Genomic DNA, 15,202 nt, shown 5'->3' on the forward strand with positions numbered 1-15,202 from the left:
CATGTCTGTCCTTTCCCTGTCTTGAAAGTCGTTCGAACGCACTGCGGATGAATACTTCCCACCACTCCTGCTGGTGCAGGCTTGAAGTGGGGGCTTCCCACTTCGAAAGCCGACACCTTTGCCACCTGTATTCCTTCTAAGCAATCACCCTCTTCGGGCCGCCTGCTGCACCGGATCCCATGTCCCGTTAAACGGCGGTGCATACGCGAGATCCAGATCTTCCAGTTCATGAAGCCGCATGCCGACATAGAGAGCTGTCGCCAGCACATCGATCCGCTTATCCGCCCCGTTTTCCCCGATGACCTGCCCGCCGAGCAGCAGCTCATCATGCGCGCCATATACGAGTTTGACGTGCAGCGGTTTCGGATTTGGATAATAGCCGGCGATGTCTTTCGCTTTTACAGTCATAGCCTTCACCGGAATCCCCATCGCTTCCACCTCTTTTTCAGAAAGACCCGTCCGGGCAAGCGTAAGATCCATGAACTTCAGGATGGAAGTGCCGACGATCCCCTCGAATGTCTTAGGTATGCCAATCATATTGAGTCCCGCAATCCGGCCCTGTTTATTCGCTGTCGTGCCTAGCGGAATGTAATCGTCTTTCTTCTCTACGCGATGGTATTGAACGGCACAGTCACCGGCCGCGTAAATATCCGGCACGTTCGTCTTCATGTAACGGTCGACCTGGATGGCGCCGCGCACGCTCGTGACAATGCCGGTGTCCGCAAGAAATTTCGTGTTCGGGTAGGCGCCGACCGATAGCAAAACAAGCTCCGCGGGATACGTTCCCTTATCTGTTTGGATGCTTTCCGCTTTGCCGTCGCCTATGACCGCTTCCACATTCTCTTCTGTGTGCACGTGAATGCCGTGCCGGTCCGCTTCCGCATGGATGTGCTCCGCCATGTCGGCATCGAAGATTTTCGCGAGATGTCTGCCGCGCTCAATGATGTGCACTTCCTTTCCGAGTCCGCGGAACACTTCCGCCATCTCGAGTCCGATTGCGCCTCCGCCGACAATGGCGACATGTTTTACGTCGTTTTCCAGGTTTCCCATGATGCTGTGGGCATCCGGAATGGTCTTCAGTACATGGACGCCCGGCAGATCATTGCCTTCGATCTGCGGTATGACCGGACTGGCACCTGTCGCGATAAGCAGCTTGTCATAGCTGTATTCGAACGGTTCCCCGGTCGCTGTCCGGGTCCCGGAAACTGTCTTTTCAATTGGATTGACTTCTTCAACGAGATGACCGGTTCTCGCATCGATTCCGTATTTTTCGCGGAACGTCTCCGGCGTGCGGGCGATGAGCCGGTCTGTTGATGGAATCTGCCCGCTGATCGTATATGGAAGCCCGCACTGGCCGTAGGAGTAGGTTTCCCCTTTCTCGAGCGTCAGCACTTCCGCATTTTCACCTTTTCGCACGATCTGCATGGCGGCACTCATGCCTGCCGCGTCACCGCCGATAATTACATATTTCATGGCTGCATCCTTCTCTTATCGTCATCTTCAGTTTTATCCCGCTGGTTATTCCTTTACTTACCCTGTTGCCGACTGTACACACGTATGGACACGCCGTGCTTCACAAAATATCAAGCCAAATCTTGACCGCTGTCGCCAGAATCAGGAGTGCCAAGAGCCATTGGAGGAATTTCGTATTCGCTTTCTGGCCGACTTTCGCGCCGAGCGGAGCCGCAAGGAGGCTGGCCACGACCATGACAGCTGCCGGTCCGTACAGCACCTGATCGGTCAGTACTTTCCCGATCGTCGATCCGATCGACGAAATGAACGTGATGGCAAGTGATGTGGCGATGGTCATGCGGGTCGGAATCTTGAGCACCGTCAGCATAATCGGCACCAGGATGAAGGCACCGGCCGCCCCGACGATGCCGGCTGCGACACCGACAGCGAATGCGAGCCCCGCCGCGAGCCATTTATTAAACTTAACTTGATCTGCGGGGATATCATCCAGCCCTTTTTTCGGAATGAACATCATGACGACGGCAATCGTCGCCAGAATGGCGTACACCGTATTGATCGCAGCAGCCGACAGCAGGGTCGACCCGTAGCCGCCGATGAAACTCCCAATCAGGATGGCGCCGCCCATATAGGCGATCAGTGTCTTGTTCAGCAGCCCACTCTTCCGGTACGCCCAGACGCCGGCGATGGTTGCAAAGAATACCTGCACGGCACTGATGCCGGCCACTTCATGGGCGCCGAACGCGGCAAAGCCGAGCAGCGGCGGAATGTATAAGAGCATCGGATACTTGATGATCGAGCCGCCGATGCCGACCATGCCGGACAAAAAGGAGCCGACAAAACCGATCAGGAAAAGCACAATAATAAAATCGATGGACATACTACCCCTTCTTTCACATAAAAATAGCGGGACATCTGTGCGATGCCCCGCCGTCCCTGAATTTAGCCTTTACGGATCCAGAACTTCAGGACGTCTCCTTCTTCACGCGTTTCAAGCAGCTCATGGCCGCCGGATTTTGACCAGGCGGCGAGGTCCGCTTTCGCTCCTTTGTCGGTTGCGTGGATTTCCAGCACCTGGCCGGATTCCATGTCTTTCATTTCTTTCCGTGTCTTGACGATCGGCATCGGGCAAGCGAGCCCTTTTGCGTCGAGTACTTTATCTGCATTCATCAATAAATCGCTCCTTTTATATGGTAGTTGATTGTTAGTTCTTTTGAATTACCTTACTGCACAGCGGTTCGGTCCGATTTCCATTTCCCGCTGACTTTCCTCATCCGGTGTGATTTTCCCCATATTCATCTGTCGGATTTCACCATAGGCGTTCGGCTGCGGCGGCAGGTTCTTTGTCACCATGTCCCGGAATGTCTGCTCATCTCCTACATTCAGTCCGTGGTTTTCTTCGAACAGCTCACCCAATTTTTTCGCGACCGAGCCATCTTCATTCAGTTCATCCATGATCATGAAATGGGCCGGCAGCACGATCAGTTCATCCGAAAGCTCACGATAGCGGCTGTACAGCGTCTCCCGCAGATCACCCACCCAGTCTTCCGCCAGGCCGGCGAGGTCGGGACGCCCGATCGAATCGATGAACAGAATATCACCTGTCATCAGGTATTTATGGTCGACGATGAATGACGTCGAGCCGATCGTGTGGCCCGGTGAATAGAGTGCCTGTACGGCAATCGGTGTACCGCCGACTGTCACTTCCAGCCCATCTTCCAGCGGTGCGTATTCGAATACGACTTCTTCCGCGTCTTTCGGCGGCAAATAGTACGTCGCCCCTGTCGCTTCCGCGATTTCGCGGCCGCCGGAAATGTGGTCGGCGTGGAGGTGCGTGTCGAACACATGCTTGATCTGCGCATTTTTTTCTTTCGCAAAATCCAGGAATGTATCAGCCATGCGGGTAGCATCGATGATTGCCGCTTCCCCGCCGGAAATCGCCATATATGACAGGCAGCCTTTTCCGAGACGGACAAACTGGTACAGTTCGCCCCCGTCTTTCAAGTCCCCGATTTTCACGGGTTCCAGGTATTCACTCCATGCTTTCATGCCGCCTTCCAGATACGCAACATCCAGCCCCTCATCCGACAGCATTTCCGCCACCATCTGAGAAGAGCCGACTTTCGCGCAGACCACGAGGATTTCGCGGTCCTTCGGCAGTTTCTCCATGATTTCTTCCACCCCGTCGAGCAAGTCGAAGTACGGGACGTTCAAGTAATCGACCGTATAGCCTTCGATTTTCCAATCCGCATAGGCATCTTCATTGCGGACATCCAAGATGAATAAGGGTGAGCGGCCCAGTACTTTCCGGGCCACTTCTTTTGCTGTCCAAGCTGTTACTGTCATATCTAAATTACCTCCCGGGGTATATTATTCGTTAAAAATTTTTTATTCCACTTAAAATGTCAGCGTGACATCCGCGTCTTTTGCGAATTCCAGAAATGTCACAGCGCCGCCGACTTCAATGCCGTCAATAAAAGCTTCCTGCTCCAATTCCAATACGTCCATCGTCATCTGACAGCCGATGAACCGCACGCCGAGTTCCCGGGCCATTTCCACCAGTTCGGGAATCGCCGGCACGTTCGCTTTCTTGAATCCTTCAGCGATCCCTTCCTTGCCTTCAGGCAGCGCCAGCTGGCCGTATGCTTCCTTATTAATGAGATTCAGGCCTTCGAATGTGAAGAAGATGGCGACTTCATGATCGCTCGCCGCTGCCGCCGTCGCGATATTGTACACTTTATACGCATCGAATAACGTCCCGTTTGATGCGATGATTGCTGTTTTTCCTGCCATGTTGAATTCCTCCTGTACTGATCGATTTCCTGATTTTCAGGCTTCGCTTTTTTCTGTGGGGCCATTCCATTCCGTCATGCCGTCCACGGCATTTTTGACCCGGTTGAATCCGTTATCCGCCAGCTGTTTCGCGGCAAAATCGCTTCGGTTGCCGGTCCGGCAGATGACGATGATCTCTTTATCCGTTTCCAGTTCTCCTGTGCGGCTTTCCAGTTCACCGAGCGGAATGGAAACAGCGCCCGGAATGTGGCCGAATGCGTATTCCGCGGGCTCCCGGACGTCCAACACAAGGATATCCTCACGGTTCAGCCGGTCCTGCAGATCTTCGTTCGTCACCGTGTGCGGGAACTGTTTTTCTTCTTTTTCTTCCGTTTCGCTCGCTTTGCGGAGGTAATGCTTCAGCGCGTCCCCTTCTTCTGTGGTGCCGAGGTATTGATGGCCGCTGGATTTTGCCCATGCCTTGATGTCCGCGAGCGACCCTTTATCCGTCGCCTGCACTTCGATCACCTGACCCGGTTCAAGCTCTACCATCGCTTTTTTCGTCCGCACGATCGGCATCGGGCAGGCAAGTCCTTTCGCATCAAGCACTTTATCGGTCTGAATCATACTAATTCCTCCTGTTTGGTTTCTTGCATTTAATGTCGTTTAAACCGTGGGACCGTCCCATTCCAGCATACCGCCGGCCATGTTGATGATCCGGTATCCTCTCGCTTCAAGGAAACGTCCTGCCATTCCACTCCGTTTGCCGGAACGGCAAACGAGAATGTGCTCTTTCGATTTGTCGAAATCCTGTATCCGGAATTCCACCAACCCAAGCGGAATGTTCACTGCCTGCGGAATCTTGCCGGCCCGGACTTCCGCCGTTTCCCGGACATCGATCACCGATGCTTCCGGATTACTCTCCAGATACGCCTGTACTTCCTGCGGTGTCATTTCTTTCATGTCCATTCTCCCCCTGTTGCTGATCAGCGCCATGCACCCATGCCGCCTCTGATATTTGTCACTTGGCTGAATCCATTCTTCTTTAATATGACGCACGCCCGATTGCTCCGCGCTCCGCTCTGGCAGATGACAACCGTTTCTTTTCCGCTGTCAAGTTCATCAAGCCGCTTCGGCAGTTCATTCAGCGGGATGTTTTTGAATGCCTTCAGTCCGTTCATCCGGTATTCCCCCCATGTCCGCACATCGATGAATTGCTTGTCTTTTGTCTTCAGCATCGGTTTCACTTCATCGGGCGTCACCGAAGAGATGCCTTTTGCCGGTCCGATGACCTTATAGACCAGCCAAACAGCGAGCGCACCGATAGCCAGCCAGCTTATAATCTCCATTCGATCCCTCTTTCTTTGATTAGATGAACAGATTGACATTCCCATCTTCCGCATCCGCCAGATACGCGGCGACACCGGCGTAAGTGATATCATCGAGCAATTCCTCCTGCCGGAGACCGAGCAGGTCCATCGTCATCGTGCAAGCCACCAGGTTGATCTCCTGTTCCTGCGCCATTTCAACCAGTTGCGGCAAGGTCATGGCGTTGTGCTTCTTGATGACCTGTTTGATCATCTTCGGTCCCATGCCGTTCATATTCAGTTTGGATAACGGCAGTCTGTCCGCTCCCCGCGGCATCATTCTGGCAAACTGCCGTTCCAGGAACCCTTTTTTCAATTCCGGCGGATGTTCTTTCCGCAGTGCATTCAGTCCCCAGAATGTATGGAAGATGGTGACTTCATGATCATAAGCCGCCGCTCCGTTCGCGATGATGTATGCAGCCATCACTTTATCGTAATCTCCACTAAAAAGGATAACGTTGGTCGTCTTTTTCTGTTCCATTCCGATTCTCCTTCTAATTATACCCTCCGGGGTATATTTTAAATTAAAAAAATAATGCGATTGACGATACGATGAGTAATACCACCAGGGGTATGTTATCAAGCAAAACCAAATCCGTCAACAATGACGTCTGACGGATTCGGTTATCTGCTTCGGACGAGCAGTTCCACGGCTTCCTTCACAACTTTATCCGTATCTTCGCCGCTTTCGACACTTTCACGCACACATTGTTCCAGGTTTTCGCTGACGATGACCCCGATTGTACGATCCACTGCACTGCGGACAGCCGACAGCTGCATGACCACATCGCGGCAGTCGCCGTCTTTCTCCATCATTTGGAGTACGCCGCGGATTTGACCCTCAATCCGTTTCAGCCGATTTTCGACTTTTTTATCATACTGCATCTGGAATCGTTCTCCTTTTTAAAGTGGAATCTCTTGCTTACATCCCCTATAATATACCCCTTTGGGTATGCAAGCAAGTATTATGCTCCACTCAGGAGAACATGAATCGTTTTAGTGTTGGCCACCTTCATGGTGCTGATCATGCAGAGCTTCCATCTCCTCAAAGTCCATCGAATCCATATGCTCCATCATCTGTGTATGATGGCCTTTCATCAACTGCTCGCCGTTTCCATTCATCATGCCATGCATCATGTTCATCATGCCATCGCCATTTCCATTCATCATGCCGTTCATCATATTGACCATGCCGCCATCTTCCGGCATTCCATTTTCTGCGCCATTGCCGTGTGCCATTCCCACTGTACCCGTCACTAGTAAAGCGGCCAAAGCGGTTGATGCGATGAGTGTATATTTTCTGCGTTTCACCGGTATCCGTCCTTTCGTTATGATTACCGTTTAAAATAATTTCTTTAGCGAAAAACCAAGCATTTCATCGATCAAATTACCTGTACGGGTATAGGGTTCTGCAAAAAAAAATTACGCCGACCGATCAATGCAGGTTTTTAGCCGCTGTTCGATGTCTTCCGCGATCGCCTTCAGTTTATCATTTTCAACCATGTCGATGAGCGCGGTCGGTCTTGGCATCCCGATTTTCGTCGTATCCCCATCTTCATATACGACGATTTTGCATGGCAGGAAGTACCCGACGAGCAGTTCCTCAGACAGCACTTTATTCGCCTCTTGAGGGTTGCACACTTCAAGCACCGTGAACGGTGTATCAAAATCCTCCCCTTTTTCCTGCAGCTTCGCCGTCAGGTCAAAGTTCCAAAGGACGCCGAACTTTTCTTCCTTTAAATTCTCCTCGAGCGCCCGGACAGCTTCATCCTTACTTTTCGCTGTTTCTACTGTGTAATTAAACATCGGTTACCCTTCTTTCTCATTTTGAATGATTTCCTCATTAATCCTTTTCCCTGTTCAGCCCGCTACAAAACTTGCCCTGCAGCCATATACTCAACTTCTGACACTCTAACCGAAGTTTCCAAGACAGTCTCTTTCCGTCGAACGGAACGTTTCCCTGCACAGTTTCTGATGGAGGATCCCTTCTTCGGCAGGCACTGCATGAATCGCATAATGGACAGGATTCAAGCGCGTCACTTTCACATCGAATCCATTCAGCTGCAGAACCGGAACAATTTCTTCGATCGGGATCTTCCCCAGGAAGGGCGGTCCGTTTTGTGTCATCACAGATTCCCATTCAATGATCAGCAACTGGCCGGCAGGTTTTAAGATCCGCTTCGCTTCCCGGACCGCCCGATTCAGATCGTCAGCCTCGTGGATAGAGAAAGCCGCGAGTATTTTATCGGCCGTATTGGCTCCCAGCGGAATTTCTTCCAGGCTGCTTTCTACGTATGCAATGTTATCCAGCCCTTCTTTTTCCGCCTGCCGCTTCAGCAATGCGATCATTTCCGGCTGAATATCAACAGCCGTGACCACTTCCGGCATCCGCTTTGCCAAAGGAATGGTAAAGTAACCGTTTCCTGCCCCCAATTCCAGCACTCGGTCTGTCGGACGAATAGCCAGCTGGTCAATGACCGTATCCGGCGGAAGCAGTGCTTTTCGCTCTTCACTCAACAGAACGTGGGCTCGCGCCGGATCCATCCGCTTTTGAATCATGCGATTTTCACCCTTTCCACTTTCCTTAATTAGGAGAACGTTGGAGAAATCTTTTCTAAAAAATGTTAAAACTTTTATCCGTTTCGCCGGTTTTGGAGGAATTCTTTCCGTCTTTCGTATTCTTCTTCATCGATTTCCCCGCGGGCGAATCTTTCCCGCAAGATTTCCATCGACGTGTCCTGCCGCTTTTCAGGAGCGGATTTTCCCGGATCACGCCTTGTCAGCAGTGCCACCAAACCGTATACGAAGAGTCCGATCACAATGATCCAAATGATTGTATTCAGTCACATGCCGCCACCCATCATTGTCATCATTATCTTCACCTCCTCCACTGATTATTCACTTGCTTCGGATGAGCAAATCAACCGCTTCTTTCATGACTGCAGCGGATTCCTCTCCATTTGTTAACCGCTTGACGAGGCATTGCTGTAAATTTCCACCGACCACGGTACCAATTGCTTCATCTACCGTGTTCCTGATGACCACTAACTCTTCTGCGACGTTCTTACATTCCGCTTCGTTTTCCATCAAATGAAGAATGCTTTTGATCCCTCCTTCAATTTGCCGCAGCTTGTCCATTACTTCACCATCGTATTTCAAATCAGCTTCTCCTCCTTCTGTGTTTACCTGAACTGCTTTCACCCCAAGAGTATACCCCCGGGTGTATGATGTCAATGGATTGAATTCCATGCAAGCCCATGGAGGACAAATCGGAGTTGGCAGAAAAGCAGAGACTCTACGTGTGTGTATTCGCGCGTATTAAGGAAACTTTCACTTTCCCCATCATTTCGCAGTCCCGGTTCTGATTTACTGACCATAGAATCGCAAGGAGTATAGAGTACGTGCTAAAGTTTAGCTTTTTTCTATTCGGGGAATGGAAGGTTATACAAAAATAAAAACCGGATGTACAAAAAGTGCATTGAAGGGAGGTGACGCAGCATGAGAACAGAGGAAACTGGCACAGACCGCAGCGGAATGGCTTGGGCTGGATGGCTTGGAATTATTTTAGGGATCATCGGATTGTTTTTCCTTCCAGTCTGGATGGGTATTGCGGCGATCATTCTCGGTATCGTCGCTTTGAATTCGCCAAGCAGAGGACTCGGTTGGGCGGCTATTATTCTCGGTGTTATTGACCTGTTATTGGTCTTTGTAGTCGGCGGAGAACTATGGTAGAAACTTTATATAAGCCCCCGAGCTTACTGACAGGCTCGGGGGCTTATATATTGGCTGTAACGGAAGGATTCAATTGAATCCAGACAGAAAACACCTCCAGCATCGCTCTTATTCGGCGCGGTGCTGAAGGTGTTTTTTTATCCATGCACACTGTTCTCAAGAAGAGTGAATTCGCCTGTTATCCAGGTTCAAGTCCTCCAGTATTCCGGCTTTCAGATTCGCAAGTTCCCGGCTTCCTCTGGGGCGGGGCCGTTGTTGTTCAATGGTCAGTTCCCGGGCGATCTCTCCGGGTTCCCCCCTTAAAATAATAATCCGGTCGCACAGATACAACGCTTCATCGATATCATGCGTCACCAGGACGACGGTTGACCGGTATTCCTCCCAGACATCCAGCAGCAAGTCCTGAAGCTGCATTTTCGTAAACGCATCGAGTGCACTGAACGGCTCATCGAGCAGCAGGATTTCCGGTGACGTGACGAGCGCCCGGGCAATCGCCACCCGCTGCGCCATCCCGCCTGACAATTCCCGCGGATAAAGGGCATCACTGTCCGAAAGGCCTACGCTTCTTAAATATCGTTTGGCGAGCGCCTGGTTGTCTCCTTTTTTCCCTTTCAGCCCGAACGTCACATTTTCCAGGACGTTTAGCCAAGGCAGCAGCCGCGGTTCCTGAAAGATGAACCCGGTGGTGTCATGAACTTGTTTCCGGGTATCCCCGTTGATGGAAACGGTTCCGTCGTAATCGGTATCGAGGCCGGAAATCGCGCGAAGCAAGGTGCTTTTTCCGCAGCCGCTCGTACCGAGCAGCCCGATGATCTCCCCTGGTTCGGCGGTTAATGAAATGTTGTGGATCGCTTTCTTGCCGTTGAACGTCCGGCTCACATGTTGCAGCTGCAGACTCATGGTTCCGCCTCCTCTTTATGATTTCGCAACGCGGTCCTGCCAGTGCAGCGTCCTGATTTCAATTTTCTTCAATCCCCAATCAGACAGCTTTCCGATGACCGCAAATAAAATGATGCTCGCAAGAATGGTTTCCGGTGACAAGGTGTTTTGCCCGACGACGAGCAGATACCCGAGTCCTTGGCTTGCACCCATCAATTCAGCCGCCACCACGAACATCCAGCCAAGGCCAAGACCGCTCCGCAAGCCTACCAAAAAGGAAGGAAGCGACGCCGGCAGGATGATCCGTCTAATCAGCTGATACGTATTCAAACCGTACATCTTTCCAACTTCGATCAATTTTCTGTCCACGCCGGTGATTCCGCTGACGACATTCAAGTAGACCGGGAAAAAGACGCCGACGGCAATCATCGTAATTTTCGCCGGCTCCCCGATGCCCATCCACAGGATGAACAGCGGTACCCAGGCAAGCGACGGAATCGAACGGAATGCCTGGATGAGCGGATCGAAAAATTGCTCCGCTTTCGTGTAGAATCCGACAAGGGATCCGAGGATGACGGCTGTTGCCGTGCCGAGTAAGAATCCGGCAAAGACCCGGTAAACCGTAATTCCGATATGGCCCCATAATGACCCGTCTGCTGCCATCTCTGTTATTGTGCCGACAACGACCGAGGGAGCAGGCAGCTGATAGGAAGGAAAAACGCCCGCCCGGCTGAGCAGCTCCCAGGCAATGATCAGGATGACCGGCAACACGCTGCCTGCCAGGACGGGGCGGAACCAGGTACTTTTTCCTTTTTGGCTGATTTCCTTTCGTTGTTGCTGCTTGCCCGCCACAAATACAGAAGACAATTCACTTTGATTTTTTGCCATCGGGTTCCCTCCTGCTTTCCCGGATTTACTGCTCGACCGTTTCTTCCGCGAAAGAAGGATCGATCAATGACTCCGTGGTTTTTTCGATATCGACATCCGCGTCAATGACTTCCCCTTCCTGCAGCACTTTACCGGCTGCAGTCAATGCTTCCCGGTGAACATCACCCGGAACCGGGTTGGAAAGGTCATTGCGCTCCATCTGCTTTTTCGCGACTTCCACACTGATGCCCGCTTCCTCGGCCAGCAGTTCAGCCGCTTCTTCCGGATTTTCCAGAATCCAATTCCGTGCTTTCTCATAGGCGGCAATGACGCGGTTTACGTATTCCGGGTGATTTTCAGCAAACTCTTCCCGAACATTCAAAAAGCCGTAGGTATTCAAGTCCGCATTCCGGTGAAACAGCTCCGCGCCTGATTCCAGTTCCAGTCTCGCCATATGCGGATCGAGTCCTGCCCAGGCATCCACCTGATTGGAAGCCAGTGCGGACGCGCCATCTCCGTGCTGAAGATTGATGATTTCAACATCATCCGCTGAAATATCGGAGCCGGCCAATGACCGGAGCAGGAAGATGTAAGGATCGGTTCCGAGTGTAGCGGCGACTTTCTTTCCTTTTAAATCTTCAACGCTTTCAATTCCGGAGCCGGGATTCGTCACGAGTGCCGTCCATTCCGGCTTGGAATAAATATAAACGTTCTTGATCGGCGAGCCATTTGCCTTCGACATAAGGGCTGCCGCTCCAGCGGTGGAACCAAAATCGACGCTGTTGCTGTTCAGAAACTCCAGCGCTTTGTTGCTGCCTTGGCTCAATGTCCACTCCACTTCAATTCCTTCTTCCGCAAACTCCTCTTCCAACCAGCCGAATTTCTTCAGCACGAGACTTGGCGGTGAATAATAGGCATAATCCACCCGGATGGTCTCAGGCGGTGCATCAGCCGAGTCAACAGTCGTGGAGCAGCCGGCGGCGACAATGGCCAGCATAATGGCGGCAACAACTACCAGGAAGCTTCTTATATCGATTAACGGGATATTTCTCATTTTTCATTCCTCCAGATTTTTCTGTAATGGCCATGGACGGGAACTTAACGTCTTATGGAATTAAAGAGCTTTCCCGGTACTGGTTCGTTTAAAGCTGCCGGTCAAGCTCTGGTGAACATTCGCTGTCCGGGTATGTATACGCCCATTCGGGCCGGCTGGCATGCGGTTGAGTTATGCTGCTTTTCTGCCATGATGATTGCCTCCTTTTCCGTTTCTGTCTATTTCAACCGGAGGATAAGAAAAAGCCCCCTTTTCTCAAAGAAGATGAGAAAAGGGGGCACCGTATCGCGAGTGGTCCTGCTTCTCTTATCTCCCAAGAAAAAAATCTTGCTGGAGTTAGCACCTTTCCGACAATTGTCGGAGGTTGCTGAAGCGTCAACGGGCCAGTCCCTCGGCTTCTCTTGATAAGAAGGTTATGAAATTAATACCTAGCATAATACTATGGATTTAAAAAGTCAATTGTTTATTTTAAATTTTCTATTTTTTGTTTGTTACCAATCGGGGAACCTAATCCCAGAACGTCAGTTTCACATTAATTTCGAAAAGCTTCCTCGCTCACATACCCTTTCCACTAGCAAAAACGAAAAAAATTATCCAAAACCAACTTTTATCCTTACTGCAGAAGGTAACTGTACCGTTGCTAGTTACACACAAAAGTATGATGTGCCTAAATCGATGAATAATTCATCACACTTCTGCCTTTGGTGAGCACCGAATAGGGCACAATAAAACACCTTCGAAAATATACTCAGGAAACAAGTAATAAAATCGAAAGTGTATTTACTCTCAGTCTTATAATTTCATTTTTTTGTCACTTTCCAGACGATGCCGGTTTTCATATGGAAATCAACAGGGAATGCCCCGTTGTCCCGCGCTAAACGATTCAGGTTTACACGGAGTGTAGAAAAATCGACGATGTACATAGCCCCGTCCGGTCCGAATTTCACGTCATAAGGTCGCTCGATTCCTTCTCCTTGTTTTCCAAGGTGAGACGCAGGTACCGGTTCTTCGTTTTGAATAAAGGGCTGTACTTGTTGTCCCTTTGCATTTGGATTGATTAGCGAAATTCTGCTGCCGGCGGGTTTGTCCCTGGCCGGATTTGTCAACCACTCCATATTTCCGAACTCCGCAATGAATAACTGATTCGCATACTCTTCCCAGGAGGCAGGAGAGATATCGATCTTAGAAGGTGAAGAATTGACTTCATGCAGACCGGCAATCAGTGATTTATCCGGCTGCTTGAGGCCGCTGGCTTTATGATCAATCAAAAAGTAGATCTTCCGTTCCTGTCTCTCTCCATTTATGTAGACGGGAGCGATCGCTGAACTCACTGGTCTGTACTTTTCGTCAGTCACAGGATCAAAATTTGCTGTAAAATCGGGCCAGCCATACCAAGCATCTTTTTCGACCCGATACGTACCATCATAGACATCCTTTATCGGTCTTCCCGGTGCGTTATCATAGCCATTGACAGCGGCAAACATCTCATCTGCTTCATTCCAGGCGATTCCGATAATGTTACGGAATCCCCATGCATACGGTTTGACGGTCCCTTCTGGATCATCAAGATCAAAGGCCAGGATTGTCCCCCCGCTTTTATCGCGGCCTTTGATCACTTGCCCGGGTCTTGTTACGGTACCAAAAGGCACAAAAGCACCAGTCTGTATCAATTCAGGCGAATCTTTCAGGAAATTGGGAAGCTCGATGTTAATGCCGGTCAGCACAATATCTTTTGCGGTGGTTGGATGTCCGTCCGGCGATCTTTTGACTGCCGCCATCACGTTTTCATCCATAAATCCCGAGTTTCCTCCAATACCCACACAAACATACATTCTGCCATCTCTTCCTACCCGTAAATCATTCGGCTGGTGATCGGATTTAGCGTCAATGATGCCGCCGATCAGCCGGGTCACCTCTCCGTCGACTGTCACTTTAGAAACTGCTCCCGATAAATCCATTTCTCTGTGCGTAATATAGAAGGCGCCATCGTGCCAAGTCATACCGGAAATAGCCGGGTAGATCTTGCCGGTCAGGTCAATGACTTCCGTCGCCTCCCCATTTTCAATCCGCAATATTCTCGCCTTAGCCCCCTCTTCATCCTTGAAGGCACCACCTGCTTCGGCAACATATAAAGCTCCTTCATCATCCCATGCCACAGACGTCGGATAGGTAAGGCCATCAATCACTTTTTCGATTTCAAAACCTTCCGGGAGATGAATGAGCGGAAAATTCGAAGATGGTTTTAATTTTTGACTGGCGACTTCCTGCTTTACACCAAACATCTTCTCTTTCACCATGGTGTTGGTCATCGTGATATTCTCAGTCATGCCATCTTTCAACACACCTAAAATTTTTCTGTTTTTCAGGCCCGCCATCCCGATTCCTGAAACTACAGCTGCAGTGCCTATCAGCATTTTATTTCTCTTCTTCATCCAAATTCCTCCCCTTATTTATTTGGAGCGTTAGAGCAATGGCGCAGATTAGTATTTTTTAAAGGATTAAGAGAAATTTTTCAACAATTAGCTGGCAGCGGGAATTCTTCAAAGAAGCTGTTTCTCATAGAAGGAGTTTAATTGCTCGTGGAAAATACAGATAAAGACAGGAGAGACAGTGCGTTTCTTGGCAATAAGAGCATGGAGTGATGGATAGATATAAGAGGTGTTATTTATGTTGCTTATACGACTAATACTGCTTTTCAAGACTGATACATTTAAGCGTCTTCATTTAACATTTAACCGATACCCTTAGAAAGCTTTTCTAAAACCTTGCAGGAAAGTCGTTTAATTCATGCCAATGCATTTATATTTCACCGTTTTTTTAATCACATATTTAATCCTCCCTGCCTACATTTCTTTATTTCACTGTCGCCACCCGAATAGTTATGATTGCCATATCCGCTGCTTACATAGCTGCGCTTTCCCACTTTTGGCTTCTGTGCACGTAAAACCTGTACAAGTTCAAAGATATTCTACACTTCTCAGGAACCTAAGATTGTTGCATTAGCGGTTGATATTCAAGCGTCTTCAATATTGTTTTAGAAAGTAAAATCTTCTGAAAGTCG

Annotated in this window: 20 protein-coding genes and 1 riboswitch; of the genes, 1 reads left to right on the plus strand and 19 read right to left on the minus strand. The window is 50.0% G+C overall.

Translation table 11 applies throughout. From position 1 onward, the window contains the following. Positions 1-144 precede the first annotated feature (144 nt). The 15 genes from B0X71_RS17060 to B0X71_RS17130 all read right to left on the minus strand — a co-directional run bounded on the left by B0X71_RS17060 (position 145) and on the right by B0X71_RS17130 (position 8,768). Complete coding sequence (locus B0X71_RS17060) at positions 145-1,473, minus strand: FAD-dependent oxidoreductase (RefSeq protein ID WP_077590552.1); 1,329 nt, start codon at positions 1,471-1,473, stop codon at positions 145-147. Positions 1,474-1,573: 100 nt separating this feature from the next. Continuing rightward, positions 1,574-2,350: a sulfite exporter TauE/SafE family protein gene (locus B0X71_RS17065; protein ID WP_077590553.1), complete on the minus strand. Its 777-nt coding sequence runs from the start codon at positions 2,348-2,350 to the stop codon at positions 1,574-1,576. A gap of 62 nt (positions 2,351-2,412) precedes the next feature. Then, the gene (locus B0X71_RS17070) at positions 2,413-2,640 is read right to left on the minus strand and encodes a sulfurtransferase TusA family protein (RefSeq protein WP_077590554.1); all 228 of its coding nucleotides are present in this window, start codon (positions 2,638-2,640) and stop codon (positions 2,413-2,415) included. A 48-nt stretch (positions 2,641-2,688) separates the two neighbouring features. Then, a complete protein-coding gene (locus B0X71_RS17075) occupies positions 2,689-3,816 on the minus strand; it encodes an MBL fold metallo-hydrolase (RefSeq protein WP_077590555.1) in 1,128 nt (375 codons plus the stop codon). Between the two features lie 51 nt (positions 3,817-3,867). Further along, positions 3,868-4,263 (minus strand): DsrE/DsrF/DrsH-like family protein, encoded by a 396-nt coding sequence (locus B0X71_RS17080; RefSeq protein WP_077590556.1) that lies wholly within the window; start codon positions 4,261-4,263, stop codon positions 3,868-3,870. A gap of 36 nt (positions 4,264-4,299) precedes the next feature. Beyond that, a complete protein-coding gene (locus tag B0X71_RS17085) occupies positions 4,300-4,869 on the minus strand; it encodes a sulfurtransferase TusA family protein (protein WP_077590557.1) in 570 nt (189 codons plus the stop codon). Positions 4,870-4,908: 39 nt separating this feature from the next. Next, a complete protein-coding gene (locus tag B0X71_RS17090) occupies positions 4,909-5,205 on the minus strand; it encodes a rhodanese-like domain-containing protein (protein ID WP_077590558.1) in 297 nt (98 codons plus the stop codon). A gap of 23 nt (positions 5,206-5,228) precedes the next feature. Next, positions 5,229-5,591 carry a rhodanese-like domain-containing protein gene (locus B0X71_RS17095; protein ID WP_077590559.1) on the minus strand — a complete coding sequence of 121 codons (363 nt, stop codon included), beginning with the start codon at positions 5,589-5,591 and terminating at the stop codon, positions 5,229-5,231. A 19-nt stretch (positions 5,592-5,610) separates the two neighbouring features. Continuing rightward, positions 5,611-6,090 carry a DsrE/DsrF/DrsH-like family protein gene (locus tag B0X71_RS17100; protein WP_077590560.1) on the minus strand — a complete coding sequence of 160 codons (480 nt, stop codon included), beginning with the start codon at positions 6,088-6,090 and terminating at the stop codon, positions 5,611-5,613. A 143-nt stretch (positions 6,091-6,233) separates the two neighbouring features. Further along, the gene (locus B0X71_RS17105; RefSeq protein ID WP_077590561.1) at positions 6,234-6,494 is read right to left on the minus strand and encodes a metal-sensitive transcriptional regulator; all 261 of its coding nucleotides are present in this window, start codon (positions 6,492-6,494) and stop codon (positions 6,234-6,236) included. A 111-nt stretch (positions 6,495-6,605) separates the two neighbouring features. Continuing rightward, a complete protein-coding gene (locus B0X71_RS17110) occupies positions 6,606-6,920 on the minus strand; it encodes a hypothetical protein (protein ID WP_077590562.1) in 315 nt (104 codons plus the stop codon). 111 nt (positions 6,921-7,031) lie between these two features. Then, positions 7,032-7,415, minus strand: coding sequence for a DUF302 domain-containing protein (locus B0X71_RS17115; protein WP_077590563.1), 384 nt, complete (start codon positions 7,413-7,415; stop codon positions 7,032-7,034). Positions 7,416-7,520: 105 nt separating this feature from the next. Further along, on the minus strand, positions 7,521-8,168 hold the full coding sequence (locus tag B0X71_RS17120; protein ID WP_077590564.1) for a class I SAM-dependent methyltransferase: 648 nt from the start codon (positions 8,166-8,168) through the stop codon (positions 7,521-7,523). Positions 8,169-8,242: 74 nt separating this feature from the next. Continuing rightward, positions 8,243-8,338 carry an SHOCT domain-containing protein gene (locus B0X71_RS21445; protein ID WP_232336727.1) on the minus strand — a complete coding sequence of 32 codons (96 nt, stop codon included), beginning with the start codon at positions 8,336-8,338 and terminating at the stop codon, positions 8,243-8,245. Between the two features lie 169 nt (positions 8,339-8,507). Continuing rightward, entirely contained in the window at positions 8,508-8,768 is a 261-nt protein-coding gene (locus B0X71_RS17130) for a metal-sensing transcriptional repressor (protein ID WP_198038644.1), read from the minus strand. A 339-nt stretch (positions 8,769-9,107) separates the two neighbouring features. Here B0X71_RS17130 and B0X71_RS17135 point away from each other — a divergent pair, with 339 nt between their 5' ends. Then, complete coding sequence (locus tag B0X71_RS17135; protein WP_077590567.1) at positions 9,108-9,341, plus strand: hypothetical protein; 234 nt, start codon at positions 9,108-9,110, stop codon at positions 9,339-9,341. 156 nt (positions 9,342-9,497) lie between these two features. Here B0X71_RS17135 and B0X71_RS17140 read toward each other — a convergent pair whose 3' ends face one another. The 4 genes from B0X71_RS17140 to B0X71_RS17155 form a co-directional block, all read right to left on the minus strand. Then, positions 9,498-10,241: an ABC transporter ATP-binding protein gene (locus tag B0X71_RS17140; protein ID WP_077590568.1), complete on the minus strand. Its 744-nt coding sequence runs from the start codon at positions 10,239-10,241 to the stop codon at positions 9,498-9,500. A 15-nt stretch (positions 10,242-10,256) separates the two neighbouring features. Continuing rightward, a complete protein-coding gene (locus B0X71_RS17145; RefSeq protein WP_077590569.1) occupies positions 10,257-11,108 on the minus strand; it encodes an ABC transporter permease in 852 nt (283 codons plus the stop codon). 25 nt (positions 11,109-11,133) lie between these two features. After that, positions 11,134-12,141 carry an aliphatic sulfonate ABC transporter substrate-binding protein gene (locus tag B0X71_RS17150; protein WP_077590570.1) on the minus strand — a complete coding sequence of 336 codons (1,008 nt, stop codon included), beginning with the start codon at positions 12,139-12,141 and terminating at the stop codon, positions 11,134-11,136. A gap of 303 nt (positions 12,142-12,444) precedes the next feature. Continuing rightward, a riboswitch (SAM riboswitch) is annotated at positions 12,445-12,552 on the minus strand. A 389-nt stretch (positions 12,553-12,941) separates the two neighbouring features. Next, on the minus strand, positions 12,942-14,573 hold the full coding sequence (locus B0X71_RS17155; RefSeq protein WP_156889909.1) for a PQQ-dependent sugar dehydrogenase: 1,632 nt from the start codon (positions 14,571-14,573) through the stop codon (positions 12,942-12,944). Between the last annotated feature and the right edge of the window lie 629 nt (positions 14,574-15,202).

The organism is Planococcus lenghuensis (genome assembly GCF_001999905.1).
GTDB lineage: Bacteria > Bacillota > Bacilli > Bacillales_A > Planococcaceae > Indiicoccus > Indiicoccus lenghuensis.